At 61.6% G+C, this 25,657-nt stretch carries 22 protein-coding genes; 19 read left to right on the top strand and 3 right to left on the bottom strand.

Features of this window, described 5'->3' with window-relative positions:
• Nucleotides 1-6: 6 nt before the first annotated feature.
• Both K3762_RS03950 and K3762_RS03955 read right to left on the bottom strand, forming a co-directional pair.
• The gene (locus tag K3762_RS03950; RefSeq protein WP_132444945.1) at nt 7-1,569 is read right to left on the bottom strand and encodes an acetolactate synthase large subunit; all 1,563 of its coding nucleotides are present in this window, start codon (nt 1,567-1,569) and stop codon (nt 7-9) included.
• A complete protein-coding gene (locus K3762_RS03955; RefSeq protein ID WP_260011658.1) occupies nt 1,566-2,594 on the bottom strand; it encodes a histone deacetylase family protein in 1,029 nt (342 codons plus the stop codon). The genes K3762_RS03950 and K3762_RS03955 overlap by 4 nt, the downstream gene beginning before the upstream one ends.
• Before the next feature lie 123 nt (nt 2,595-2,717).
• Between K3762_RS03955 and K3762_RS03960 the strand changes: the two genes are divergently transcribed.
• The 16 genes from K3762_RS03960 to K3762_RS04035 all read left to right on the top strand — a co-directional run bounded on the left by K3762_RS03960 (nt 2,718) and on the right by K3762_RS04035 (nt 22,223).
• The gene (locus K3762_RS03960) at nt 2,718-3,377 is read left to right on the top strand and encodes a GntR family transcriptional regulator (protein WP_120350377.1); all 660 of its coding nucleotides are present in this window, start codon (nt 2,718-2,720) and stop codon (nt 3,375-3,377) included.
• A 99-nt stretch (nt 3,378-3,476) separates the two neighbouring features.
• Nucleotides 3,477-5,051 (top strand): ABC transporter substrate-binding protein, encoded by a 1,575-nt coding sequence (locus tag K3762_RS03965; protein ID WP_409202466.1) that lies wholly within the window; start codon nt 3,477-3,479, stop codon nt 5,049-5,051.
• A gap of 75 nt (nt 5,052-5,126) precedes the next feature.
• On the top strand, nt 5,127-6,098 hold the full coding sequence (locus K3762_RS03970) for an ABC transporter permease (protein WP_067630932.1): 972 nt from the start codon (nt 5,127-5,129) through the stop codon (nt 6,096-6,098).
• Entirely contained in the window at nt 6,095-6,934 is an 840-nt protein-coding gene (locus tag K3762_RS03975) for an ABC transporter permease (RefSeq protein ID WP_082849458.1), read from the top strand. The genes K3762_RS03970 and K3762_RS03975 overlap by 4 nt, the downstream gene beginning before the upstream one ends.
• The gene (locus tag K3762_RS03980; protein ID WP_132444951.1) at nt 6,931-8,553 is read left to right on the top strand and encodes an ABC transporter ATP-binding protein; all 1,623 of its coding nucleotides are present in this window, start codon (nt 6,931-6,933) and stop codon (nt 8,551-8,553) included. Before K3762_RS03975 ends, K3762_RS03980 begins: the two co-directional genes overlap by 4 nt.
• A 39-nt stretch (nt 8,554-8,592) precedes the next feature.
• The gene (locus K3762_RS03985) at nt 8,593-9,339 is read left to right on the top strand and encodes an SDR family NAD(P)-dependent oxidoreductase (protein ID WP_206054309.1); all 747 of its coding nucleotides are present in this window, start codon (nt 8,593-8,595) and stop codon (nt 9,337-9,339) included.
• A gap of 183 nt (nt 9,340-9,522) precedes the next feature.
• A complete protein-coding gene (locus tag K3762_RS03990) occupies nt 9,523-9,993 on the top strand; it encodes a (2Fe-2S)-binding protein (RefSeq protein WP_120350382.1) in 471 nt (156 codons plus the stop codon).
• Between the two features lie 4 nt (nt 9,994-9,997).
• Complete coding sequence (locus K3762_RS03995) at nt 9,998-12,298, top strand: xanthine dehydrogenase family protein molybdopterin-binding subunit (RefSeq protein ID WP_132444955.1); 2,301 nt, start codon at nt 9,998-10,000, stop codon at nt 12,296-12,298.
• 245 nt (nt 12,299-12,543) lie between these two features.
• Nucleotides 12,544-12,879, top strand: a complete 336-nt coding sequence (locus K3762_RS04000; RefSeq protein WP_132444957.1) for an Hpt domain-containing protein — start codon at nt 12,544-12,546, stop codon at nt 12,877-12,879.
• A gap of 12 nt (nt 12,880-12,891) precedes the next feature.
• Nucleotides 12,892-14,835, top strand: coding sequence for a cellulose biosynthesis cyclic di-GMP-binding regulatory protein BcsB (locus K3762_RS04005; RefSeq protein WP_132444959.1), 1,944 nt, complete (start codon nt 12,892-12,894; stop codon nt 14,833-14,835).
• A gap of 6 nt (nt 14,836-14,841) precedes the next feature.
• On the top strand, nt 14,842-16,734 hold the full coding sequence (locus K3762_RS04010; RefSeq protein ID WP_132444961.1) for a glycosyltransferase family 2 protein: 1,893 nt from the start codon (nt 14,842-14,844) through the stop codon (nt 16,732-16,734).
• Entirely contained in the window at nt 16,731-18,146 is a 1,416-nt protein-coding gene (locus K3762_RS04015) for a hypothetical protein (RefSeq protein WP_132444963.1), read from the top strand. Before K3762_RS04010 ends, K3762_RS04015 begins: the two co-directional genes overlap by 4 nt.
• Nucleotides 18,147-18,150: 4 nt before the next feature.
• Nucleotides 18,151-19,116 (top strand): PleD family two-component system response regulator, encoded by a 966-nt coding sequence (locus K3762_RS04020; protein WP_132444965.1) that lies wholly within the window; start codon nt 18,151-18,153, stop codon nt 19,114-19,116.
• Nucleotides 19,103-21,106 carry an ATP-binding protein gene (locus K3762_RS04025; RefSeq protein WP_260011684.1) on the top strand — a complete coding sequence of 668 codons (2,004 nt, stop codon included), beginning with the start codon at nt 19,103-19,105 and terminating at the stop codon, nt 21,104-21,106. Before K3762_RS04020 ends, K3762_RS04025 begins: the two co-directional genes overlap by 14 nt.
• Nucleotides 21,103-21,462 (top strand): response regulator, encoded by a 360-nt coding sequence (locus K3762_RS04030; RefSeq protein WP_067630899.1) that lies wholly within the window; start codon nt 21,103-21,105, stop codon nt 21,460-21,462. The genes K3762_RS04025 and K3762_RS04030 overlap by 4 nt, the downstream gene beginning before the upstream one ends.
• Nucleotides 21,463-21,509: 47 nt before the next feature.
• Complete coding sequence (locus K3762_RS04035) at nt 21,510-22,223, top strand: hypothetical protein (RefSeq protein ID WP_240791601.1); 714 nt, start codon at nt 21,510-21,512, stop codon at nt 22,221-22,223.
• Between the two features lie 18 nt (nt 22,224-22,241).
• Here K3762_RS04035 and K3762_RS04040 read toward each other — a convergent pair whose 3' ends face one another.
• Nucleotides 22,242-23,147, bottom strand: coding sequence for a LysR family transcriptional regulator (locus K3762_RS04040; RefSeq protein ID WP_132444969.1), 906 nt, complete (start codon nt 23,145-23,147; stop codon nt 22,242-22,244).
• 157 nt (nt 23,148-23,304) lie between these two features.
• Here K3762_RS04040 and K3762_RS04045 point away from each other — a divergent pair, with 157 nt between their 5' ends.
• From K3762_RS04045 to K3762_RS04055, 3 genes are all read left to right on the top strand, one after another.
• Entirely contained in the window at nt 23,305-23,865 is a 561-nt protein-coding gene (locus K3762_RS04045) for an alcohol dehydrogenase catalytic domain-containing protein (protein WP_240791602.1), read from the top strand.
• Entirely contained in the window at nt 23,795-24,310 is a 516-nt protein-coding gene (locus tag K3762_RS04050) for a zinc-binding dehydrogenase (RefSeq protein ID WP_240791603.1), read from the top strand. Before K3762_RS04045 ends, K3762_RS04050 begins: the two co-directional genes overlap by 71 nt.
• Before the next feature lie 287 nt (nt 24,311-24,597).
• Complete coding sequence (locus K3762_RS04055) at nt 24,598-25,578, top strand: TAXI family TRAP transporter solute-binding subunit (protein WP_120350392.1); 981 nt, start codon at nt 24,598-24,600, stop codon at nt 25,576-25,578.
• The last annotated feature ends 79 nt before the right edge of the window (nt 25,579-25,657 follow it).

Below are 25,657 nucleotides of genomic sequence, written 5' to 3' on the forward strand. Positions count from 1 at the left end.
GAGGGGTTAAAGCATCGCTTCGATGAGGAAAGGGCCGGGTTCTTTCGCCGCGTCTTCGATGGCGCGCATCAGCTCGGTCACGTCTTCGACCCGTTTGCCCGGCACGCCCATGCCCTTGGCCATGGCAACGAAATCCAATTGCGGACGGTCGAGGTTCAGCATGCTCAGCGCGTCGGGGCCGGGCTGCGCGCCGACGTTGTGCAATTCGCCCTTGAGGATCTCATAGGACTGATTGGCGAGGATGATCGTGGTGACGTTGGAGTTCTCGCGCGCTTGGGTCCAGAGTCCTTGGATGGTGTACATGGCCGAGCCATCTGCCTGCAGCGTGATGACCGGACGGTCGGGGCAGGCGATGGCCGCTCCGGCAGAAAGCGGGATACCGATGCCGATGGACCCGCCGGTCAGGGCCAGCCACGTGTTCGGCGCCGCACTGTCGCCCGCGGGGAAGGTGGCTCCGCCGGAGGAGACGGCTTCATCCACCACAATCGCATCTTCGGGCAATGCGTTCGCCAAGGCCGCGCCGAGGTTTTGCAGGGTGATGCCGCCTGCCTGCGGTGCGGCGGGTCGTTCGTGGTCGCGCGGGGTGGCGGGTTTCGCGCCGATGCGGTCTGCGAGTGCGGCCAAAGCCGTGGAGCCGTCCGCATCGACGGCGGCCAATGTGACGGTGTGGCAATCGACCGGCAGCAGCAGGCTCGGCTTGCCGGGATAGGCAAAGAAGGCCACGGGGGGTGGCGTCTCAATCAGGATCGCGCGGCTGTAGGGGGCAAGGCATTCAAGGGCCGCGTTGATCGGGTAGGGGACTTTGTTGATCGCAAAGCGGCCCTGTCCGCGCTCCATCCGGCGGTTCGAGGTGGGCGCGAGGATGTCGGCCCCGGTCTTTTCTGCGATGCCGTGCAGTAGGGCCATCGCTTCTTGGCTTTCCAGCACCGCGCTGCCGACCAGCAGAACGGTTTTCTCACCGCTCTCCAAAGCGTTGATCGCGGCATCTAGCGCGCGTTCATCCAGCGGGGCAGGGGCAGCGGGGGCCACGGCCTCGGCCATCTTGCCGCCCGCGTCCCAGCCGATGTCCGCAGGGGCGATCAGTGTGGCGACCTTGCCGGGCTTGCTTTGCGCCACGGCGAGGGCGGTCATCGCATCCGCCGCAAAGCTGCCAGCATCCCGGCCCGAACGCACCCAATCGCTGAAGGGCGCACAGGCGCCTTCGACATCTGCCGAGAGGGGCGCGTCATACTTTTGGTGCCGCAGCGCGTGGTCGCCCACAAGGTTCACCATCGGCACCCGTGCCTTGCGGGCGTTGTGCAGGTTGGCGGCGGCGTTGGCAAAACCGGGCGCGAGGTGCAGCAGGGTCACTGCCGGTTTCCCGGCCATGCGCGCATAGCCATCGGCGGCACCGGTCACCACGCCTTCGAACAGGCCCAAGACGCAGCGCATCAGTTTGGTCCGGTCCAGCGCGTCGACAAACTGCATCTCGGAGGTGCCGGGATTGGCGAAACAGACCTCCACCCCGCCCGCGTGCAGGCTGCGGACAACGCTTTCAGCGCCATTCATCTCTTTGGGTGTCTTGCTCATGCTGTGGCCTCGCGGAATGTCGTGAGAAATGATTTTGCGTTATCGGCAAGGGAGGGGCCAAGGTAGCCGCCCTCTTGGATCAATGCTGTGGGAAGGTTGAGCGCCGCCAAGCGCCGCGCCATTTCGGCAAAGCCGTCGGGGTAGACGTTTACGGCGGCCAGCGGATCATCGGCGGCCATGTCAAAACCCAGTGAGACCACCAGCGCCTCGGCTCCGAAATCACGGATCGCGGCGATGCCTTTGTCGAGCAAGGCCAGCACGTCATCTTGGCTCGCGCCCTGTTCCAGCAGCAGGTTCAGCGATTTGCCCGCCCCGTCGCCTTCGCCCGTTTCATCCGCATGGCCAAGGTAGAAGGTGGGGTAGGTGGCCGGGTCGGGGTGCAGCGAGCAGAAGAAGATGTCGCCGCGTTCATAGAGGATGTCGAGCGAGCCATTGCCGGTGTGCACGTCGATATCGATCAGTGCGACCTTTTTGTAGGTCTGGGTCAGATGCTCCGCCGCAATGCAGGCGTTGTTGAAAAAGCAAAACCCGTTTGAGCAATCGCGCATCGCGTGGTGGCCGGGCGGACGGCAGAGCGCATAGGCGGCGCGGTCGCCCGCGGCGATGGCCTCAGCGGCCTCCACGGCGGTTTGCGCCGACCAATAGGCGGCGTCCCATGATCCTTCGGTCAGCGGGGTTGACGTGTCGGTCATCCACCAGCCCAGTTGGCCGTGAATGTCCTTGGGCTCTTTCCCGCGGCGCACGCCGGGGTGCATCGTGGGAATCGCCAGCGCATCGGGGCCCGCACTTTCCACAAAACGAGCATGGGCGTCGGGCAGGAAATCGACGTAATCGGGGTTATGCACGGCCTTGATCGGGGCCAGCCCGTGATCTTGGGGTTTGGCGATTTCAAATCCTTCGCCAATCAACATATCGCGTAAAATTTCAGCACGTTGTGGCTGTTCTTGATGCGGCATGGCCGCGCCGCGCCGAAAGTAGTGGGTCGGTGCGTGGCCAAGCTGGCGTTCGTCGAAAAAGACTTTCATCACATTCCCTGTGGTCTGATGTCGCTGCGGCGGAGCATTGCAGTTTTAATTTGCAGGCTCAATAGAAATGATGCATCATGCATCAAAACGGGCCACGGTTCGGTCGGTAAGGACGAGGGCGCGATGGCCGAGATCAGTCAAGTTTCATTGGGCGATGCGATCTATGATCGGGTCTGTCAGGACTTGGTGGAAGGCAAGCTGCGCCCGAATGAAAAGGTCACCATTCGCGGGTTGGCTGAGCGGTTGGGCACCAGTTCGACCCCGGTACGCGACGCGGTGCAGCGGCTCTTGCGGGATGAGGCTTTGATCCAGCGCAGCATGCGCGACGTGCGCGTGCCGGTGCTGACAGAGGCGCAGTATCTTGAGATCGCAAGCATCCGGCGCGAGTTGGAGGGGTTCGCCGCAGGCCGCGCCGCCGAGATGGTGGGCCCCAAGGAAATCCGCCGCCTGAAAAAGATCGTGGAGCGGAATGAGGCCGCAGCCGTGGCCGGGCGTTGGCCGCAGGCGGTCAAGTACAATCAGGAGTTCCATTTCGCATTGGTGGAGGCGGCTGAGATGCCCATTCTGCTGGCGATACTCAGCGGGCTGTGGCTGCGCATGGGGCCGCTGATTGCCGGGTACTATGCGCGGGAGCAACTGGGGCTGGTCCGGCATCATCAGGCGATCATTGCCGCCTGTGAAAGTCGCGATCCTGCGGCGGCTGCCGCGGAGATGCGCGCAGACATAGATGACGCAAAGGAGGGGATCATCAGATACATCCAATCGTTCACCATAGACGAATGAGCAATTCAAGCGCTGCGCATCGCGCGGCCATCACCCGAGCGACTGCAAGAAGCCGACACCAGAGCGGACGCTGTCACTGGGCGAGTCAAAGCAAAACCAATGGGGATTTACATGCTACACACCACTAAATTAACCGCAGCCGTTCTGGCGCTGGCACTGGCCGGGCCACTGGCCGCGCAGGATGGCGAACCAAAGTCCGGCGGCACGCTCAACGTTGTGATCCAGCCCGAACCGCCCAGCCTGATGATCGGCCTTGTGCAGAACGGCCCGACACAGATGGTCGGCGGCGATATTTATGAAAGCCTGCTGCGCTATGATTTCGATCTGAAACCCGAAGGCCAATTGGCGGAATCTTGGGAGATTTCAGAGGACGGCAAGACCTATACCTTCAAGCTGCGCGAAGGTGTGGTGTTCCATGACGGAGAGCCCTTCACCTCGGCGGATGTCGAATTCTCCATGGATAAGTTCCTGCGCGAGAGCCACTCGCGGATGCGCACCTATATGGAGCATGTCGAGAGCATCGAGACGCCCGACGATCACACGGTCGTCTTTAACCTAAAGCAGCCCTTCGGCCCCTTCATCGGTATCTTTGAGCCCGGCACCGCGCCGATGATCCCAAAGCACATCTACGAAGGCACGGATTTCGCCAACAATGAGGCGAACAACACGCCCATCGGCACCGGCCCGTTCAAGTTCGACGAATGGGAAAAGGGCAGCTTCATCCATCTGGTGAAGAACGAAGACTACTACATGGAGGGCAAGCCCTACGTCGACGAAGTCTATTACCACGTGATCCCCGATGCGGCCTCGCGCGCGGTGGCCTATGAGACCGGCAAGGTCGACGTGCTGCCCGGCGGCTCGGTCGAAAACTTCGACGTGGCGCGCATTCAGGCGATGGACAACACCTGCATCACCGACAAGGGCTGGGAATACTTCGGCCCGCTGTCTTGGATGTGGGTGAACAACGACAACGCGCCGCTTGATGATGTGAATGTGCGTAAAGCGATTATGCATGGCGTCGACCGTCAGTTCGCCAGGGACGCGCTTTGGAATGGCTTGGGCAAGGTCTCGACCGGGCCACTGTCGTCTTCCACACGGTTCTATGATGGCGACACGCCGGACATCACCTATGATCCGGAGAAAGCCAAAGCCCTGCTGGAAGAAAGCAGCTATGACGGCGAAACCATCCGTATCTTGGGTTTGCCCTACGGTGAGACGTGGCAGCGTTGGGCCGAAGCCGTTAAACAAAACCTGAGCGAGATCGGCATGACGACCGAGATCGTGCCGTCGGACGTGGCGGGCTGGAACCAGAAAGTCGCGGACCGTGACTATGATCTCGCCTTTACCTACCTCTACCAATACGGCGATCCGGCACTTGGCGTTTCGCGGACCTATATGGGCGACAACGCCGCCCCCGGTTCGCCTTGGAACAACGTTGCGAACTATCAAAACGCCGAGACGGACAAGCTGTTCGCCGAAGCGGCACTGATGGCCAGCCCCGAAGAGCGCAAGGCCGCCTATAAAGAAATCCAAGATCAGATCGTCGAAGATGTACCGAACATCTGGCTGTTGGAACTGGGTTTCCCCACGATCTACCGCTGCGACGTGAAGAACCCCGTTAACACCGCCTTTGGGGTGAACGACGGTTTCCGCGACGTGTGGATCGACAAATAAAAAGAGCGACAACGCTCAAGGCCCGAGCCGTTTCGGCGGCTCGGACGCACCTTAGAACAACACGGGGCGGATAGCGTGATACGTTTCATATTGGGCAGGTTGGTCAAGGCGGTGTTTATCCTGCTGGCGATCCTTGTCTTCAATTTCCTGCTGATCCATGCGGCACCGGGTGACCCTGCGGCGGTCATGGCGGGCGAAGCCGGGGCGGCGGATGAGAAATTCCTTGCAGATCTGCGGGCGCGTTTCGGGCTGGATCAACCGCTCTACATGCAGCTTTGGCTTTATATCAAAGGCGCGGTGCAGCTTGATCTGGGCTATTCCTTCCGTCAGCAGATGCCGGTGGCCGAGATGATCGGCGACCGCCTGCCTGCGACGCTTCTGCTGACCGGCGTGGCCTTTGTGCTGTCTCTGGTCTTGGGCGTGACCGCCGGTGTCGCGGCCTCCGCGCGGCAGGGGCGATGGGGTGACACGCTGATCTCGACCTTCGCGCTGCTGTTTTACGCGACACCGCTGTTTTGGGTGGCGCTGATGGCGACGCTGGTGTTCTCAGTCTGGCTCGAATGGTTGCCGGGCTTTGGCTATTCGACCATTGGGGCGGGCTATACGGGGTTTGCCCATGTACTGGACGTGGCCAAACACCTCGTCCTCCCGGCCAGTACCTTGGGGCTGTTCTTCACGGCGATCTACATGCGCATGACGCGGGCTTCGATGCTCGAAGTGTCGCGGCTCGATTTCGTCAAAACCGCCCGTGCCAAGGGGCTGACCCGCGGCGTGATCCAGCGGCGCCACATCCTGCGCAACGCGCTTTTGCCGGTCATCACGCTGGCCGGGCTTCAGGCGGGGCAGATCTTTGGCGGGGCGATCCTGACCGAGACCGTCTTTGCATGGCCCGGCATCGGGCGGCTGATGTTCGAGGCGATCAACCAGCGAGATTACAACGTGATCCTTGGGGTCTTTTACATCTCGGCGGCCATGGTGCTGCTGTTCAACCTGATCACGGATGTCATCTATGTCATTGTTGATCCGCGGATAAGGCTGACAACATGATGAGCTTTTGGAAACGTTTTAGCTATAACCGGGGCGCGGTCATTGGTCTGGTCATCCTGACCTTCGTCGTGGCCGCGGCCATCCTCGCGCCCATCCTTTTCCCGCAAAGCCCGTGGAAAATGGTGCAGCGCCCCTTTCTGCCGCCATTTACCCAAGATGGGCTGATGCTGGGCACCGATGCGCTTGGCCGCAATGTGCTGGCAGGGCTGGCCCATGGCGCTTATGTGAGCCTGCTGGTCGGGCTGGTCTCGACCATCGTGGCGTTGGCCATCGGGGTGCCGGTCGGGGCGGCGGCGGGGTATTTCGCGGGGCGGATTGATGATGCGCTCATGCGCTTTACCGAGTTCTTTCAGACCATCCCCAGCTTCGCCTTGGCGATCGTGCTCTTGGCGATCTTTCAGCCCAGCCTGACTTTCGTGATCATCGCGATCTCCATCGTGTCATGGCCCCCGGTGGCGCGTCTGGTGCGGGGCGAGGTGCTGTCGCTCAGAACCCGCGAGTTTGTCGAGGCGGCAAGCCTGTCGGGCCTCGGCAACCTTCAGATCATCACCCGCCACATCCTGCCCAACGCGCTGCCGCCCATTATCGTGCTGGCCTCGCTCATGGTGGCGCAGGCGATCTTGCTGGAAAGCTCACTGTCCTTTCTGGGGCTGGGCGATCCGAACATCATGTCTTGGGGCTATATGATCGGGGCCGCGCGGACTGTGATCCGCACCGCATGGTGGCTGTCGTTCCTGCCGGGGATGGCGATCCTTTTGACCGTGCTGGCGCTGAACCTGATCGGCGAGGGCCTGAACGACGCGCTGAACCCGCGATTGACGAGGAAATCCGAATGACCCTGCTTAGCATCCGTGATCTGTCTATCGCTTTGCCCGTGGGGGCGGACCGGCTCTATGCCGCCAAAGACATCAACTTTGACCTCGCACCGGGGGAGATCCTCTGCATCGTTGGCGAAAGCGGGTCGGGCAAATCCATGTCGGCCAATGCGGTGATGGGGCTGCTGCCGCAAGGTGTTGAACCCGACAAGGGCAGCATCACCTTTGACGGCCAGTCGATCCTCGGCCTGTCTGAGAAAGAGATGTTGAAGCTGCGCGGCAGCCGCATTTCGATGATCTTTCAGGAACCCCTCAGCGCGCTGAACCCGCTGATGCGGATCGGCGCGCAGATCGCCGAGGTGTTTGAGGCGCATGGCGCGCTCAACAGCTCGGAACGGCGTGCGCGGGCGTTGAAACTGTTGGAGGAGGTCGGCATTCCCGACCCGCGAGCGGCGATCCGGGCCTATCCCTTCCAACTGTCGGGCGGGCAGCGGCAGCGGGTGATGATCGCGATGGCCTTGGCGCTGGAGCCTGATATCCTGATCGCGGATGAGCCGACGACGGCGCTTGATGTTACCACCCAAGCGCAGATCCTCACGCTGATCGAAGACCTGCGCCGCAAGCGTGGCATGGCGGTCATTTTCATCACCCATGACTTTGGCGTGGTGGCCGATATCGCCGACCGGGTCATCGTCATGAAAAAGGGCGAAATCGTCGAAGCTGGTCCGGCCCAAGAGGTGCTGCTGAAACCCCAGCACCCCTACACCCGCGCCCTGATCGACGCGATCCCCCGGCTGACCCAGACCGACGCGCCCAAGCAGGTAGAGCGCGCGCCGCTGCTCAAGGTCGAAGGGCTGCAAAAGACCTTTTCGACCGGCTCTGGCACGCTCTTTGGCAAGCGCCGCGTGGTGAAAGCCGTGCAAGACGTGAGCTTTGAGCTCTACGCAGGTGAAACCATCGGCATCGTCGGAGAATCCGGTTCGGGCAAATCCACCGTCGGGCGTTGTCTGGTGCGTCTGCTCGATCCAGATGGGGGTCGGGTGCTGATGGATGACGTCGACATCGCCCATATGTCCGGCGCGGAATTGCGCGCGCAGCGGCGCAAGTTGCAGATGATCTTTCAAGACCCGTTCTCGTCGCTCAACCCGCGCGCCCGTGTCTCGCGTATCCTGACCGAAGGGCTGATCGCCTATGACACGCCGGATAAAGAGGCAAAGGCCAAGGCGCGTGAACTGCTCGAGCTCGTCGGACTAGATGAAAGCGCGATGAAACGTTTCCCGCATGAGTTTTCAGGCGGGCAGCGGCAGCGCATCGGCATCGCCCGCGCGCTGGCGCTAGAGCCGTCGATCATCATCGCGGATGAGGCCGTCTCGGCGCTCGATGTATCCATTCAGGCGCAGGTGCTTGATCTGCTGGCCGAGTTGAAGACCCGGCTGAACCTATCAATGCTCTTTATCACCCACGACCTGCGGGTCGCGGCGCGGATCTGCGACCGGATCATCGTCATGCAAAAGGGCCAGATCGTCGAAGCCGGGCCGGTCAGCAAAGTGTTGCACGATCCCGATACCGCCTATACGCGCAGCCTGCTCGACGCTATTCCGGGGCAGGATTATGAACGCGCGCTGGCGGCTGCCGACTAGGGCGCTATTTCAGGCGTTATGCCAGATTTGGATCAAGCGATGGATACTGCGGTTCACGACCAAAAGACGCTGCTTTTGACAGGGGCGAGCCGGGGCATCGGACATGCCACGGCCAAGGCTTTCGCGGGCAAGGGCTGGCGGGTGATCGGTTGCTCGCGTCAGGCATTCTCGCCCGAATGCCCTTGGCCCGGTGGGGCGCAGGATCATGTGCAGGTCGATCTCAGCGACCCGAACCAGACGATTGAGGCGGTCGCGCAGGTCAAGCGGCTGCTGAACGGTAACCCGCTGCATGCGCTGGTCAACAATGCAGGCATTTCGCCAAAGGGTGAAGATGGCGCGCGGCTCAGCACGCTCGACACCGATCTGCGGACGTGGGGGCAGGTGTTTCATGTGAATTTCTTTGCCTCCGTGGTGCTGGCGCGGGGGCTTCAGGATGAACTCTCTGCCGGGCGCGGATCGGTGGTGAATGTGACCTCTATCGCCGGGTCGCGGGTGCATCCCTTCGCCGGTGCGGCCTATGCGACATCCAAGGCGGCGCTTGCCGCGCTGACCCGTGAAATGGCCCATGATTTCGGCCCGCTGGGCGTGCGGGTGAACGCAATCGCACCGGGCGAGGTGGAGACGGCGATCCTCAGCGAAGGCACCGACAAGATCGTGCGCGACATCCCCATGCGCCGCCTCGGCCAGCCGGATGAGGTGGCGCGGGCGATCTATTTCCTGTGTAGTGAGGAAAGCTCTTATGTCTCGGGTACCGAGATTGAGATCAATGGCGGGCAGCACGTCTAAGACGCGCGCAGGAGCTACCCTAAGGCCGGGATCTGCGCGCGGGTGCCCGGTCTGACAATTCCGTGATCGGGGCAGTCTGCGGCTGTCATTGCCGGGCATTAGACCTATGTACAGCCCCTCACGTCAGGGCAACTATACGCGCGCTCACCTCAGGCAAAGCATACCCCAAGGGACAATCACTTCATGATAAAATTCGAATTGAACGGGCGGCAGATCTCTGTCGACGCAGACCCGGACATGCCCCTGTTGTGGGCGATCCGCGATGAAATCGGTCTTACCGGCACCAAGTTTGGCTGCGGCATCGGTGCCTGCGGCGCTTGTACCGTGCATATCGACGGCACCGCCACACGGTCCTGCATCACCTATCTCGGGGATGTAGAGGGCCTGTCGGTTACCACCATCGAAGGGCTGGACGAGAAGGGCAATCACCCCGTTCAAGAGGCATGGCGCAACTTGCGCGTGCCGCAATGCGGCTACTGCCAGTCGGGTCAGATCATGCAGGCGGCGTCGCTGTTGCAAGACACGCCGAACCCCAGCGACGAAGACATCGACGCGGTGATGACCGGCAACCTTTGCCGCTGCATGACCTATCCCCGTATTCGCCAAGCCGTGCGCGACGCCGCCACCGCAATGGGAGGCTCCGACAATGGCTAATCTGATGTCCCGCCTGAAAGGCTCCGACAATCAATCGCAAATGACCCGCCGTGGGTTTCTGGTGTCCATGACCGCCGCTGGCGTTGCCTTTGGCTTCCCACAGGCGTCGAACGCCGCGATGAACCCCGCTGTGGCAGATGGCACACCGATCATGCCAAACGGCCAGACGTTCGAGCCGTCGATGTGGTATTGGATCGACGCCGACGGTCAGGTCAACGTCAACATCATCCGCGCCGAAATGGGCCAGCACGTCGGCACCGCCATCGCGCGTATTCTGGCCGATGAGCTGGAAGTCGCGTGGGAAGATGTGCACATCACCCATGTGGATTCAGCCGAGAAATGGGGCCTGATGGTCACCGGCGGCAGCTGGTCGATCTGGCAAAGCTGGCCGGTTTACCGTCAGGCAGGCGCTGCCGGGCGGACTGCGCTGATCGAAGCGGCAGCGGCTAAATGGGGCGTTGACGCCTCTGGCCTTACCGCCCGCGACGGTGCTGTGACCGATGGCACCCAGAGCATTAGCTACGGCGATCTGGTGGCCGAAGGGCTTGACCGGAGCTTTACCGAAGACGAATTGGCAGCCCTGCCGTTGAAACCCCATGCCGATCTGCGTCTTGTGGGCCAAGACGTGCATCCTCTTGATCTGGATACGAAGACCACCGGTCAGGCGATCTATGGTCTGGATGCCAAGGTCGATGGCATGGTCTACGGCGTGCCGATGCTGCCGCCAACGCGCTATGGCTCCAAGGTCAATTCTGTCGATGACAGCGCCGCGAAAGAGGTCAAAGGCTACCTTGAGACCGTGGTGCTGGATGACCCATCGGGCACCGTGCCCGGCTGGGTTGTGGTGCTGGGCAAAACGCTCCACGCCGCGCGGATGGCCACCTATGAGATCAGCGTCGATTGGACCGCAGGCGAAACGGCTGATGTGTCCGAGGACGATATCCAAACCCGTTCGCGCGAGTTGATCGGAAGCGATGCCGGGTCGATCCTGCACACGGAACAGCCCGAGACCAGCGCCGTTTTCGACGCCGCCACCGAGACGCTTGAGGCCGAGTACACCACGCAGTCCGTGCTGCACTTCCAGATGGAGCCGGTGAACGCGACCGTCTTCCAGAACGCCGATGGCGTCTGGGAAACTCATGCGGGCAACCAGTGGCAATCGCTGATCCTGCCGACGCTGGCCGTCGCGTTGGAGGTGCCCGCCGATAAGATCGTGATGCGCAGCTACATGCTGGGCGGGGGCTTTGGCCGCCGGTTGAACGGTGACTATATCGTGCCTGCAGCGCTGGCGTCCAAGGCTGTGGGCAAGCCCGTGAAACTGGTCTTCTCCCGCGAGGAAGACGCCCAGTTTGACAGCATTCGCTCGCCTTCGGTGCAGAAATTGCGCATGGCGTTTGACGATGGCAAAGCCGTCACGGGCATGGAACACCACGCCGCCGCCGGTTGGCCGACACAGGTGATGGCACCGGGTTTCATGCCCAAAGGTGTCAACGAAGAACCCTATGATCCCTTTGCCATCGACGGTGCGGATCACTGGTACAGCGTGGGCGCGCACCGCGTGCGGGCGATCTCCAACGATCTGGCGAATGCGACCTTCCGTCCCGGTTGGCTGCGCTCGGTCGGGCCGGGCTGGACCAACTTTGCTGTCGAAAGCTTCATGGACGAGGCCGCGCATAAGGTCGATGCCGATCCGTTGCAGTTCCGTTTGGATCACCTGAAGGCCGAAGGCATCAACGCGGGCTCTGCGCCCAATGCGGTTGGCGGTGCGTCGCGTCAGGCGGCTGTCTTGCAGCGCGTGGCCGAGATGTCAGGCTACGGCAAGACCGACTTGCCCGAGGGCACGGCAATCGGGATCGCCACCACCTTTGGTCAGTCGCGGACCATGCCAACTTGGACCGCAGCCGCGGTCAAACTGGCGGTGGATGCCGAAACGGGCGAGGTCGCTGTCGAGAAGATGTGGCTGGCCTTCGATTGTGGCACCGTGGTCGACCCCGACGGGGCGCGCGCGCAATGCGAAGGCGCGGCGCTCTGGGGCCTGTCCATGGCTCTGCATGAGGGCACGCGGATCGAAGACGGCAATGTCGTTGATCTCAACCTCGGGTCTTATACGCCGTTGCGGATGGTTGATGTGCCGGACATCGAAGTGGCCTTTGTCGAGAGCACGGAAGCGCCCGTCGGTCTTGGCGAGCCGGGCACCACGGTCATCGCGCCGGCGGTTGCCAACGCGATCTTCAACGCCACCGGGGCGCGGGTACGGCATCTGCCGATCACCGCTGATGCGGTCCTCGCGGCGCTGGAAAGCTGATACCAAGAGACGGGCGCGACATGCCGCGCCCGTCTTTCATCTTGGCCGGGGGCGTCGTCGTCTTGAGCGGGGGGTGCATTCGGCGGGCAGCACAGAGACTGCCCAAATTCAACGGCCCAAAATTTTGCGCGTTCTCTCTTAAAAACGTGGGGATTTACCCTCCACGCCATAATTCTGACAGGTTTCGAACAATAATCTAAACGCGCGATCTATGCCCGGTTGCGGGCTGGTACGAAGGACAATCTGTGGCACCTACCGAGACATATGAGCAGCGCGTTGCCGCCACGCGAAAACGCTTTATCGAAGGGATCCCGGATCGCCTGCAGGCCGTCTCTGACGCAATGCGCGAGACGGACGGGGCCGATCCGCGCGAGACGAAAGCGCGCAAGGTCCACCGCATGCTGCACGATCTGGCCGGGAACGCCGCGATGCTGGAATACCTTAAGATTGAAGATTGTCTGCGCAAGGGGCTGCGCGTCGCCGAAGATGCCGATGAGTCCTCTTCGCCCTTGTCAGCCGATGATGTTCGTATAATTGAGACGGCTCTGGCCGATGCCAATAGCGTCGTCGAAAATATCTAAGAAAGCCTTTCCATGAAGTATCCCGCAATTGGTTTGTTGGCGGCCTTGCTGCCGTTTCAAGTTCACGCTCAAACGACCACGGGTGAGGACGCGGCGCGTGCCCCCGCGGAGCAGGTTCAAGAGGGGCTGATCGCACGGACCTTCGATCTGGCGGAGCTTGGGTTTCAAAACGGCATTTCTTTCCGCCAACTGTCTGGAAATGCGACGATCTATATTCCGCTGCCCGACGCGGATGCGCTGAACTCGGGCAGTTTGCAGCTAGAGCTTGAACACGCCTCCACCACCGAGGTGGACCGCTATTTGCAAGTGTCGGTCGCGGGCCGCCCCGTGACTTCGCAGGCGCTGCCGAATGGGGCAGGGCGCCTGAGCCTGCCCGTGCCGCTCAGCCCCGAAGACGTCTCTGGCGGGTTTATCGCCGTGGGCCTGTCCTATTCCGGCGCCCTTAGTGATCGGGTCTGTGTGGACGAGCGTGCCTCGGGGGATTTCCTTGAGATCACGGCGGCGTCTTCCGTGACGTTGCAACTGGACCCCTCGGAAATCGACACATCGGCTGCCTTCGCGGGGCTGCGTCCTGCGAATACGCGCCTTGCGATCAACGGAAACGATTCTCTCGCCGCCTTGGCTGCCGCGACCCGCGCCGCGGCGTTGTTTGACGCCGAGGCAGGGCGACTGACCTTTGCTGAGGAAACGGCAAGCCCGGCGGGCGCATGGTCCGAAGGTGTCATCCAGCTTGACGTGACTGCCTCTGGCGTGGCGAGTGAGATGGCCGTGGACACCCAAACGGGCCTGCCGGTCTTGACCCTGCGCGGCAGTGATCCGCAGGTGGGGCTGTGGCAGATGATGTCGGAATGGTCGGCCCTGTCGAACACGGATGCGACCGTGGTCGATGTGGCAGGGGCTCAGGCTCTGTTCGATGACCGCTTGCCGCTCTCTGCTTTGCAGGCCGATCTCACCCCGCGCGCCGTGGTCTCGACCGAAGACTTCTTTGTTCCGTTCCAGTCCTCGGATCTTCCGGCGGGCAAGGGCGTGGCCGGTGTTAACCTGCATGTGGCCGCAGCGCTTGATCCCGAAGGGCGCGGGGCGACGGCCTCGGTCTTTCTGAATGACACGCTTTTGGGCAACCGCCCGCTTGGCAGTGGCAAGCCCGAGCAATTGACCTTTTCTGTGCCCAGCGGCCTGCTGGGGCGCGACAACCTGCTGCGCGTGTCGGTCCAGCGTCAGCCCACGGGCGGCGAATGCCGGTTCAAACCGCAGGGCTATCCGGCGCAGATCCTGCCTGGCAGCGCCTTGTTGCTTTCCGATGCCGCGCCGCAGGATCAGGATTTCTTTGCCCTGCGGCAAGAGTTCGGCAATGGCGTTCAGGTCGTGCTCGACCCCGATCTATCGCTGGATTTCGCGCAAACACTGCCGTGGCTCGCAGGCGTTGCGGGCAGCGTGATCCCGGACCGTGCCACCATCCTGCCCCGCGCCTCGGTTGACGCGCTTGAAGGGGACGAGCCTTTCTTTGTGATCTCTGAGCAAAACCCCGGAGATGGCGACCCGCTGATCACCTTTGATCAGGGCCGCATTGAGGTGCGCGACCGTCAAGACAACTTGATCTATTCGGGCGAAGACCTGTCGCGCCTTGGTGTGGTGCAGATCGTCACCCGTGGCGATACCCGTGGTCTGTGGCTGCGTCCGGGCAACGGCCCGGCACCGGAACTGACGCCCGAGCGGCCCATGATGCTGGACCGGGGCGATCTGGCCCTCATCGGGCAGGACGGGGTGATCCTTGCCACTGCCACTGACCGCAGCCCGCTTGTTGATGTCGTCTACCCTGACCGCACCAGCCTTGCGCAGATGTTGGCCAAGTACCGCCCTTGGATCGTTGGGGCCATCTGGGTGCTGGTGACGCTGCTTGTGCTGGTCGTCTTCCAGCGCGTCTACCGCGCGCGTCGCGGCAAAGACGAGACGTAAGTCACCGTGGCGTTGGATGCCGAAAGCGAAGCCATTGGTTCGCTGCTGCTTGACCGTGGTGCGCTAACGGCTGAACAGCTCGACGCGGCAGAGGATTTGGCCGAAGACTGGAACGTCTCTCTGGTCAAGGTCCTACTGTCGCGGCGCTGGCTGACCACGCAGACACTCTACCGGGAGATCGCCTTTTACCATGGGCTGACGCTGGTCGATCTGATCGAAGACCGCGCCGATGATGATCTGATCCGGCGGTATGATCCGGTGGTGATGAACCAGTTTATGACGGTGCCGATTGGCCGGGCAGAGGATGGCACCCTGACGGTGGCCACCTCGCGGCCCGGGCCGCGCACACTGCTGCACATCCGCGAGGTCTACGGCACCGGCGTGACCATCGTGGTGGCATCGCATTTCGATGTGTCATGGCAGCTACAACGCGCTTTCCGGGAGAAACATTCCCATGAAGCGGTCTTTGCTCTGGCAGAGCTTGACCCGGATATGTCGGCGCAGAATGTGGTGACCCCGCCGCAGATCTTGGTGATTTACCTCTTGGTCTCGGCCCTGTTGCTGGGGCTCGCGTTTTCGCCGGTGATCACGCTGATCGTGCTGAACGTCTTTCTGACCGTTTTCTACACCGGAAACTTCTTGTTCAAGGCGCTGCTTGTCTGGCTGGGCGGTGCCGCGCAGGAGACCTCATCGCGGGCCATCGCGGCTGAGGCATCGCTGCTGCGCGACGAAGACCTGCCGATCTATACCGTGCTAGTGCCGATGTTCCGCGAGCCTGAGGTGCTGCCGATCCTTGCCCAAGCGCTGCGCAACCTCGACTATCCGCTGGCCAAGCTCGACATCAAGATCGTGCTGGAGGAAGGTGACCACGAGACGATCGACGCGGCGCGCAAGCTCGACCTCGAAGGCGTGTTTGAGATCATCCGCGTCCCGGCCTCCCACCCGCAGACCAAGCCCAAAGCCTGCAACTTTGCGCTGCGCTATGCGCAGGGCGATTTCCTCGTGATCTTTGACGCCGAGGACAAGCCAGAGCCGGATCAATTGAAAAAGGTCATCGCCGCCTTCAACCAATCCGCGCCCAATACCGCCTGCATCCAGTGCCGGTTGAACTATTACAACGCGCGGGAAAACTGGCTGACGCGGATGTTCACGCTGGACTATTCGCTGTGGTTCGACCTGATGCTGCCGGGGTTGGAGCGTTTGGGCGTGCCGATCCCGCTTGGGGGCACCTCGAACCACTTCCGCATGGATGTGCTGCGCGAGTTGAACGCATGGGATCCCTTCAACGTGACCGAAGACGCCGATCTGGGCATTCGTCTGACGCAAAAGGGCTACCGCGTCGGCGTCATCGATTCCACGACCTTTGAAGAGGCCAATGTTTCGATCCCGAACTGGGTGCGCCAGCGGTCGCGCTGGATCAAGGGCTATATGCAGACCTTCCTTGTGCACAGCCGCAGACCGATTCACCTGTGGCAATCGGTCGGCAGTGCGGGGGTCTTTGGCTTTATCTTCTTCATCGGGGGCACGGTGCTGTCGGGCCTGTTGAACCCGGTGTTCTGGTCGATCTTTGCCATTTGGCTGATCTTCGGGACCGAGGTGATCACCCCCTATTTCCCGCTGCCGGTGCTGTATCTTTCGCTGGTCAACCTTTTGGCGGGCAATGGGCTGCTGATCTACCTCACGATGGTCGCGCCCTTCCGGCGCAGATGGACCGATCTGGCCCCTTGGGGGATCACGGTGGTGGGCTATTGGGTGTTGATGACCGTGGCCTCTTACAAGGCGCTGTCGCAACTGATCTTCAACCCGTTCTACTGGGAGAAGACCCAGCACGGCCTGTCCAAACACACCGCCAATGAGGTCGCCGAAGCCAGCGCCGAAGCGACGGAGGCCACGCAATGATCCGCGCCGCCTCTTGGTCCTTTGGCTTTGTCGTGTTGGCGCTGGTGCTCTTGCTCAGCCTTGGCTGGACCGAGGCGCATGGCTTTATGTCGATGGATGTGACCGACCTCTGGGCCAAGTCCATCGTGCAGATCGACGGGCCGGTGCAGTTCAAGGCGACGGATGCCTTCTACCCGCCCGTGCCCTATGCGCTGTCACTGTTGGGGCAGGCGGTCTTGCCTGACACACAGGTGCCAGTGCCCTTCGTGCTCTCTGCGCTGGTGGGGGCGGGGCTGCTGGTTGTGTGGTTCCTCAATCTGCGCGATACGGGTCAGTTTTCGGGTGTGACTGCGGCTCTGGTCGTGCTTCTGCTGGCGTTGAACCCCTTTTTCCTACGCGCCTTGGCCGATGGGCCTGAAACGATGTTCTGTATCTTGGGCACATGGTTGTTCGCGCGCGGCATCGTTAATCTGCGGCTGACCGGCAACGCGCCCGACATGATGAAAGTGGCCGTGGGGCTTTTGGTGGTGGCGCTTTCGGACAGCTACGGTCTGATGCTCTGCCTGGGGGCGATGCCCTTCATGATCGTGGCGGCGCGGCCCAGCATGATTGCGGCCTCTTCCACGGGGTATCTTGTGGCGATGTTCTATCCGGTGCTTGCCGCCGTGGGGTCGCTGATGTTTGTCAGCATGATCTTCGACAGCCGCCTTGTCCCGCTTTTGTCGGAAACCGCGACGCCGCTGACCCTGCGCGAGCATTTGGTCATTCTGGCCGGGCTTGGCCCCGCGGCCTTTGTCGCGATCCTGCGCAACATCCTGATCCCGCGGCTGTTCATGCCGCTGCTGGCCGCCGTAGGCGCTGTGCTGGGCGGGTATACGCTGAACACATTCTTCCACGTCGAAGGCGATCCGGCCATGGCGCTGGCGCCCATGCTGGGCGTCTTGGTCGCCGCGATCCGCTTTTGGCCCAACCTGCCACTGCGCGAACCCATTGCCATCACCCTGATGGCGCTGTCGCTGCTGACCTCTGCGCTTGTCATGCGCCATGTCGCCCATAACGAAACCCGCGTTTGGACCAATGCAATGCTTGGGAAAGAGAACGCAGCGTCGCGCCCCACGCAGGAAGTTGTTTCATTCTTGCGCGACAAGTCTGAAATTATGGTAGATGTTGAAAAAAATCCCCAGATCGTGGTCGGTTTGGGGAATATAGACCGGCTGGTGATCGCCGGAGAGCCTGCCTACGACTGGGCGCTTGAGGGGGGCGTGCCGCGGACAAACTATATCGTGGTCCCGCGGCAGGCCGAGGGGCAGATCACAGCAGACAGAATTCTGCGCAGGTTCCCGCAGCTGAGACTATTGCAGCTGCCGGGGTATGAGGAGGTTTTTCAAAACAGCCAATGGCTTGTTTTTGAAAGAATTAACGAGTGGAATTAAAATCATGAGCCCACGAATTATCGCAGTCGACGACTCGGACATCGCGCAGGATTTCATCAATGCCACGCTTTCGGAGCTTGGGTTCGACGATGTCGTCAGCTTCATCGATCCCCGCGCGGCACTTGACGCGATCGAAAGCGATGAGGCCGCCGCAGACCTGATCCTGATGGACATAATGATGCCCGATATCGATGGTATCGAACTATGTGCCCGTATCCGCGCCCTAGACAGATGGAGCGATGTGCCGATCATTATGCTGACCAGCCGGACAGATATGGGCTCCCTTTCCGAAGCCTTCATGGCAGGGGCCAATGACTATGTCACCAAACCCTTCAACCAGATTGAGCTTCAGGCCCGAATGCGCAGTTGCCTGCGCTTGAAATCAGAGTTGGACCGCCGCCGGTCGGGCGAAAACCGGGGCGCGCGCCGCCGTGCCGTGCAGAGCTTCTCAGAGGCCACGGTGCCCAGCCTTTTTGGCAGCAAGGGCGGCTTTCAGGGCAACCTCATGTCGTTGTCCCCCGCGATGCAAAAAGACCTTGGCCTGATCGTGTTTAGGATCGACGGTGACCGCGATCAAGCAGACGCGGCGCGTGGCCAGCGGCAAGAGCTTCAGCACCTTGTGGCTGGGCTTTTTGGCAAGGTCGATATCCCCGCCCGGGACGGTTTTTCCCATTGGGAGGATGACCTGTTCGTCTACGGCTCGCTTCATGCCGATCACGCGCAGCTTGAAGCGCGGGCCCAGCAGTTTATCTCTGCCGTGGCAGAGGCGTCGGCCTCTGTGAAAGAAGGCTGGACATCCCGTCCTTTGAGCGTCAGTGCCTGTGTCGTACCGCCCTCCGACGCGGCTGTCGCCACGTCGCTTGCGCGGGGCATTCAGGGCGTCGAAAGTGCTGGAAAAACAGGCGCGACGGGCACAATCTGCCTTGCCGCCAACGATATAGGACATCTGCCAAGGAATGGTCAGCACTGAGCCCACCAACAAAGTCGACGCGGAGCCTTCCTCGCGCTCGCAAACCCTGTTTTGGGGACTGATCTCAACGGTCGTTTTGATCTATTTCGTTGGGCTCGCGTTTCTCACGTGGTCCGACTACAACCGCGCCACGACCCGTGCGGAAGTGGAGCTGGAGCATTTCGCAGAGCTTTATGAGCAGGCGGTCGATGCCTCCCTTTCGGTTGCGAATGTGCGGATGTGGGGGCTCATCGACGAGCTGTCGACCGCGCGTCTGAGCGACCCGGATCAATTCGAAGCGCAATATGGCGCGTTGATGAATTCCGCCGTGCAAGAGACCAAACAGGTCGATGCGCTGGTGCTGATCGGTGCGGATGGGGTCGTGCTTTGGGCCACGATCAAACCTCTGATGGGGCAGTACCTTGGGGACCGGGCCTATTTTCAGGCAGCGATCGGGCTTGATGTTGATGAATACACGGTCGGGGTGCCTATCGTATCGCGCGCCACAGGGCGGCGGCTGACGCCGATTGCATGGCCCTTGATCGGCATCGACGGTCAAGGGCGCGGGGTGCTGGCGTCGTCCTTGGGCGAGGACTACTACTCCCAACTGCTTGCGTTGGATGGGCTGCAACAGGACATGTACGTCGAGGTGGTGACCTCCAACGGAGAGCGCGCCTTTGCCTCGGGGCGGCCCCAGCGTGACCCCGACACGCCGGTGTTCCGCGCGCGCAAGGAGATCCCGGCGCTTGACCTTTATATCGACGTGACGCGCAGCAAAGCGGCGGTCATGCAAAGCTACTGGCAGCGCACGGTGGCGTTTGCGGGCCTTGCGACGATCCTGTTCTTGACGGTGATCAACGCCGCGATCCGCGCCAGACGGCAGTCGACCCAACTGGCGCAGGCCCTGCGCAACTCCGAACGCGACCGCGAGCGCATTCGTGTGGCGCAGAGCGAATTCGACGCGATTTTCGAGAATGTCGGCGACGGGCTGATCGTCTACAATGACAACAACAAGCTGCACCGCTCCAACCGCAAGGCGCGGCAACTGATGGGCGTCTCATCGGATATCGATGCCGTTCAAAAGCTGCGCGGCATGGTCCCTCCCTTCTCGCAGATGGACGAAGACGTGGCCGTTCACCGCGTTCAGATCCCCACGGCAGAGAACGAGAGTGTGGCGGTGCAATGCCGGGTGATGAAACTGCATCTGCATGGGGATTATATCGCCTATAACGTGCTTCAGGATATCTCTGCCGAAGAGCGTCTGGTGGCGGCGCGCACGGCCTTTGTCACCTCGGTCAATCACGAATTGCGCACCCCGCTTACATCCCTTGCCGGGTCGCTTGAAATTCTGCATGACCGCTTTGGCGATACCATGCCAAAGAACGCGGGCAAACTGTTGTCGATGGCCACCCGCAACGCCGACCGGCTTTTGGTGCTGGTCAATGACATCCTGACCCTTCAGGCCATCGACCAACGCCAACTCAGCATCCAAGCCGAGCGGGTCGCGGTGTCGGAAGTGCTGTCAGAGGCGATTGCCGCCAACACCGGCTATGGGGTGAACCGCGATGTGCAACTGGACATTCACGCAGGGCCAAACGCGGCGCAAGAGGCCTATGTGCAGGTGGACACCGTGCGCATGCAGCAGATCTTTTCCAACCTAATCTCGAACGCGGTAAAATATACGCCGCGCGGCGGGACGGTAAAAATCGGCGCCGAGGTGGACGACCAATGGGTCACGTTCTATGTCTGCGATGCGGGGCCGGGCATCCCTAGATCCGCGCATGATCGTATGTTCAAAAGGTTCGCTGACCCTGTGCATTCTCGCGAAAACCAAGCGAATGGCACGGGGCTGGGTTTGGCCATCACGCGGGAGTTGGTGTTGCGACAAGATGGCGATATAAGCTTTGAGACGCGCTCTGAAGAAGACGGAGACGAAAACCCCGGCACAACATTCTACGTGCGGTTCGCCCGTGATACTGGTGCCACGTCCGAGCAGGGGGGGGCGGCATGAGAGTGTTGTTCGTCGATGACGAGGATGACATCCGCGAGTTGATCGAGTTTGCGATCATGACCGAAGATGACATCGAACCGACATTCGCGGCCACCGGGCTGGACGCGATTGCCACGATGGAAACCCAGTCTTTCGACGTGATCATGCTGGATGTGATGATGCCGCCCCCCGATGGCATGGAGGTGCTGCGCTGTGCGCGGGCCAATGCGGATTTGGACGACACGAAGATCGTGATGTGCACCGCCAAAACCTCGCCGGAATCGGAAAAGAAGTTTCGCGCCCTTGGGGCCGACTACATTCTGCACAAACCGTTCAAACCGCTAAAGCTGGCGGATTTCATTCGGTCGATCGCCTAATACCTCATCGCGCAGCCCCTCGCGGCCTTGATTAAGCGGAACTTATCATGCCCAAAACAGCACAGATGCCCACACAATCCACGCGGCGCATATGGTCCGGCCTCGCCTTCCTCTCGGCCTTTGCGGCATTGACCGTGCCGGCAAGCGAGGTGACTTCGGCGGCTTGGCCACGGGGCGAGGACAAAAGCTTTGTAACGCTGTCATATGAAACGACGGTAGATGGCCCCGACTTCGGCGATTACGGCGCGTTTTACTATGAATACGGTGTCACCGAGAAACTGACCTTCGGTCTCGACATCGGCAAAAGCCGAGACGCCGGTCAGGTCAGCGCCATCGCCTTTTTGCGCTATCCATTGGGGGCACCTGAGGGGGACAACGTTTTCGCCGCTGAACTTGGTCTTGGCTGGGCCGAGCGCGATGGCAGCGCGGTGGCGGCTTTGCGGCCCGGCCTGTCATGGGGCCGCCCGGTGTCGGGCGCATGGGGCAACGGCTGGCTAGGGGTGGAAAGCACCTATGCACTCTACGAAGACGGCGAAGGTCTGGGTAAGATCGACAGTTCCTTTGGCATCAACCACGCCAATGGCAACCTGTCGATTTTCAAGCTGGAATTTGCGGCCCCCACTGACGGCGATGACACATTGGCCTTCGCGCCCTCGCATGTGGTCAAAGTGTCCGAGAACAGCTTTCTGGAGTTCGGCCTGTCCCATGAATTCACCGATAGCGTGACCAAGGTCAAAGTCGGGGTTTGGCACAGCTTCTAGGGCGCACGCCGGGCCCTCTCAATCGCGCCAATCGGGGCGGTTGCCAAGGTGGGCGATCAGAAAGTCGATGAAGAACCGCGTCTTGGGGGTCAGCACGTTCGAGCGCGGGTAGACCAGCCAAAGCACCGAGCGGTCATTCATCCGCCAGCCCGGAAGTAGCCGCAGCAGCTGGCCCGAGGCAAGTTCATCCGCCACGCTCCACAGCGAATTGACCGAGATGCCAGCCCCCGCGCGTGTCGCCTCCCGCTGGGCGTCGCCATCGTCCATGATGACGCGGCAGGTCATCTCGCTGGGGGCTAGCGTGGCGGCCTCGCCCTCCGGCCCGATTAGCGCGCGCGGTTCAAGATCGCCCCATGCGATAAAGTGATGACCCCGCAGGTCGGCAGGGGTGTCGGGCATCCCATAGGTCTCCACATAGGACGGCGCGGCACAGAGAACGCGGGTGTCATCGGCCAGCTTGCGCCCCCGCAGGCTGCTGTCGGTCAAAGGCGCGCTGCGCAGGGCGAGGTCGAAACTGCCTTCGATCGCGTCAAATCGGGTGTCGGAGAGGCGCAGATCGAGGGTCAACTCAGGGTAGGTTTCGTGAAACTTTGGCAGCAACGGCATGATATGGCGTTGGGCAAAGCTGCTGGGGGCGGCGAAGCGCAAAATGCCCTTCGGCCCCGCCTTGGTCCCGCCCAGAATGGCCCGCGCGGCATCGGCCTGCGCCAGTATCTCCCGCGCATAGGGCAGAAAGTCGGACCCATCCAGCGCCAGCGACACCTTTCGCGTGGTGCGACGCAAAAGCTCAACCCCGAGTTCCTGTTCAAGCTTGGCCAAACGCGCGCTGGCCACGGCAGGGGCCATCCCCAAGGCGCGCCCGGCGGCCGAGATGTTAAGCCGTTCGGCAGCCATGACGAAAAGGCGCAGGTTGTCGATGTCCATGGGGCTGTCCTTGCTGCGGGCTATCCGCAGGGCCAGCATACAGGTGGCTTATATTGTATTTAATATCAAGAAACTGAACTTAGCTCCCGCTGGATTATCTGGCGTATCCCGCTGGTCTATATCTGCCTCAACGCAACATTCAACGAAAGATAGACCGATGAAATTCATGACCCTCACCAGCTACGGCGCTGATGCTCCCTTTGTCGAAGCCGAACTGCCGCGCCCATTGGCCACCCCCGGTCATGTGGTGCTGCGCGTCAAAGCGACGAGCGTGAACACCATCGACACCATGATCAAGGGCGCGGGCAAAGACCTGCCCCTGTCGCCCGATCTGCCTGCCGTTTTGGGCATGGATTTCGCCGGGATTATCGAAGAACTGGGCGAAGGCGTCACCGGTTTCGCTGTTGGTGACGAAGTCTATGGCTGCGCCGGTGGGTTGGCTGATCTGCAAGGGGCCTTGGCCGAATTCATGCGCGCCGACGCGCGGCTGATCGCCCATAAACCCAAATCGCTGTCGATGCGCGAGGCGGCTGCCCTGCCGCTGGTGGGCATCACCGCTTGGGAAGGGCATCACCGCTTGGGAAGGGCTTCACCGGGCGGGCGTCGGGGCAGGGCAGAAGGTGCTGGTCCAAGGCGGCGCAGGCGGCGTGGGTCATCTGGCGATCCAACTGGCCCGGCATCTGGGGGCCGAGGTTTCTTCGACCGGTACCGGGGATGACCAGCTTGCGGTGATCGAAGGCTATGGCGCGCGGGCCATCGACTTTAAGACCCAGAAAATCGAAGATTATGTGGCCGGGCAAACCGAGGGTCGCGGGTTCGATGCAGTGTTTGACACCGTCGGCGGGGATAATCTGACCAACTCTTTCGCTGCCACTGCGCTGAACGGCCATGTGGTGACAACCGTGGCCCTTTCGGAAATCGACCTGACCCCGGCGCACTTCAGCGGCTTGTCCCTGCACGTGGTCTTCATGCTCTTGCCGATGCTGCACGACGTGAACCGCGCGGTACATGGGCAGATCCTTGGCAACCTCGCCACGTTGGTGGATGAGGGCGCGGTGAAACCCTTGCTGGACGAAAAGACCTTTGATCTGGGCCAAGTTGGCGAGGCCTATGCGCGGCTGCAAAGCGGGCAGGCCCTCGGCAAGGTGGTGATTGAGGTCTGACCCGGCCCGAAATCCTCCCGCCCCGCCGCGTATCTTTTGCGGCGGGGTAGGGACTGTTTGCTGCCCTAACTTTCCCTCTGAAGAGGGAGGGTGGGCGGCGAGCGCTAAGGAAATCGTTTTTGACCTAACGGTAGCCTGCCTCTTTCTTCCTCATCTCGCGCTTGGCGGTAAATTCGGTCTTGCCTCTGCATGTCAGAGTACAGTTAATTGGCCGGGCAAGCTGAATACAGCAGCGGCGCGCGGCACCCTGTGCCGACGCCCGTTAAGAGCAACCAAGGGAGAGAGACATGAAATTCACAGCAATCCTCGCTGCAAGCACCATTCTGGCAGGCGCTGCCGCCGCTCAGGACGTTGATAAATCCGACTGGCCCAGCAGCTTTACCGTCGGCACAGCCAGCCAAGGCGGCACCTACTTCGCCTATGGCTCCGGCTGGGCGAACCTTGTGGCCAAAGAACTGGGCCTGACAGGCGGCGGCGAAGTCACCGGCGGTCCGATGCAGAACATGGCGCTGGTCCACACCGGCGAGGCGGCCTTCGGCATGACCACGATGGGTCCGGCAGCGGAATCGCTGGCTGGCACCAACCCCATCGCACCCGGTCTGGAAATGACCCAAGCCTGCGCGATGTTCCCGATGTATCAGACACCTTTCTCGGTGACTGCGCTTGCGTCCTCGGGCATCGAAACCGTGGCTGACATTCCGGCGGGCGCCAAGATCGGCTTTGGTCCGGCGGGCTCCACCTCCGACACCTATTTCCCGCGCATGATGGACACGCTGGGCGTCGAGTATGAGCGCCGCAACGGCGGCTGGACCGATCTGGGCGGCCAGTTGCAGGACGGTCTGCTGGACGTGATCGCCTTTGCTGCCGGCGTGCCGGTCCCCGCGGTCAGCCAGCTCGAAGTGCAGACGGATGTGAACATCATCGAGTTCACCGAGGAAGAGCAGGCCAAACTGCTCGAAGAATTCCCGGTATCTCAGTTCGACATCGCATCCAGCACCTACACCACGCTTGAAGCAGATGCGCGATCGGTCTCCATGTGGAACTTCGCCATCGCCAACTGCGATCTGCCGGAATCCTTCGTCAAAGCGGCTGTGGATGTGGTCATGTCCGACAATGAGCGGATGAAGGGCATTCACAAGGCGGCTGCGTCCTCCCTGCCTGAGAACTGGGACAAGAACAAAGTTCTGAAATGGCACCCCGGTGCGGCGGCGTGGTTCAAAGAGAACGCGGATGCCGACATTTCTGACGACATGATCTACGGCAACTAAGCAAACGCCTAGACAAACGTGCATGCCGTCCCTAATCGGGGCGGCATCTTGCCATCATCCCGCCTGATTGTCGGGACAG

The organism is Sulfitobacter sp. W074 (assembly GCF_025142275.1).
In the GTDB taxonomy this organism is placed as follows: Bacteria; Pseudomonadota; Alphaproteobacteria; order Rhodobacterales; family Rhodobacteraceae; genus Sulfitobacter; species Sulfitobacter profundi.

Excerpts from the sequence above, each read along its gene's own strand:
- K3762_RS03950 (WP_132444945.1), bottom strand. The coding sequence starts at position 1,569 with ATGAGCAAGACACCCAAAGAGATGAATGGCGCTGAAAGCGTTGTCCGC.
- K3762_RS03955 (WP_260011658.1), bottom strand. The coding sequence starts at position 2,594 with ATGAAAGTCTTTTTCGACGAACGCCAGCTTGGCCACGCACCGACCCAC.
- K3762_RS03960 (WP_120350377.1), top strand. The coding sequence starts at position 2,718 with ATGGCCGAGATCAGTCAAGTTTCATTGGGCGATGCGATCTATGATCGG.
- K3762_RS03965 (WP_409202466.1), top strand. The coding sequence starts at position 3,477 with ATGGGGATTTACATGCTACACACCACTAAATTAACCGCAGCCGTTCTG.
- K3762_RS03975 (WP_082849458.1), top strand. The coding sequence starts at position 6,095 with ATGATGAGCTTTTGGAAACGTTTTAGCTATAACCGGGGCGCGGTCATT.
- K3762_RS03980 (WP_132444951.1), top strand. The coding sequence starts at position 6,931 with ATGACCCTGCTTAGCATCCGTGATCTGTCTATCGCTTTGCCCGTGGGG.
- K3762_RS03985 (WP_206054309.1), top strand. The coding sequence starts at position 8,593 with ATGGATACTGCGGTTCACGACCAAAAGACGCTGCTTTTGACAGGGGCG.
- K3762_RS03990 (WP_120350382.1), top strand. The coding sequence starts at position 9,523 with ATGATAAAATTCGAATTGAACGGGCGGCAGATCTCTGTCGACGCAGAC.
- K3762_RS03995 (WP_132444955.1), top strand. The coding sequence starts at position 9,998 with ATGTCCCGCCTGAAAGGCTCCGACAATCAATCGCAAATGACCCGCCGT.
- K3762_RS04005 (WP_132444959.1), top strand. The coding sequence starts at position 12,892 with ATGAAGTATCCCGCAATTGGTTTGTTGGCGGCCTTGCTGCCGTTTCAA.
- K3762_RS04015 (WP_132444963.1), top strand. The coding sequence starts at position 16,731 with ATGATCCGCGCCGCCTCTTGGTCCTTTGGCTTTGTCGTGTTGGCGCTG.
- K3762_RS04020 (WP_132444965.1), top strand. The coding sequence starts at position 18,151 with ATGAGCCCACGAATTATCGCAGTCGACGACTCGGACATCGCGCAGGAT.
- K3762_RS04025 (WP_260011684.1), top strand. The coding sequence starts at position 19,103 with ATGGTCAGCACTGAGCCCACCAACAAAGTCGACGCGGAGCCTTCCTCG.
- K3762_RS04030 (WP_067630899.1), top strand. The coding sequence starts at position 21,103 with ATGAGAGTGTTGTTCGTCGATGACGAGGATGACATCCGCGAGTTGATC.
- K3762_RS04035 (WP_240791601.1), top strand. The coding sequence starts at position 21,510 with ATGCCCAAAACAGCACAGATGCCCACACAATCCACGCGGCGCATATGG.
- K3762_RS04040 (WP_132444969.1), bottom strand. The coding sequence starts at position 23,147 with ATGGACATCGACAACCTGCGCCTTTTCGTCATGGCTGCCGAACGGCTT.
- K3762_RS04045 (WP_240791602.1), top strand. The coding sequence starts at position 23,305 with ATGAAATTCATGACCCTCACCAGCTACGGCGCTGATGCTCCCTTTGTC.
- K3762_RS04055 (WP_120350392.1), top strand. The coding sequence starts at position 24,598 with ATGAAATTCACAGCAATCCTCGCTGCAAGCACCATTCTGGCAGGCGCT.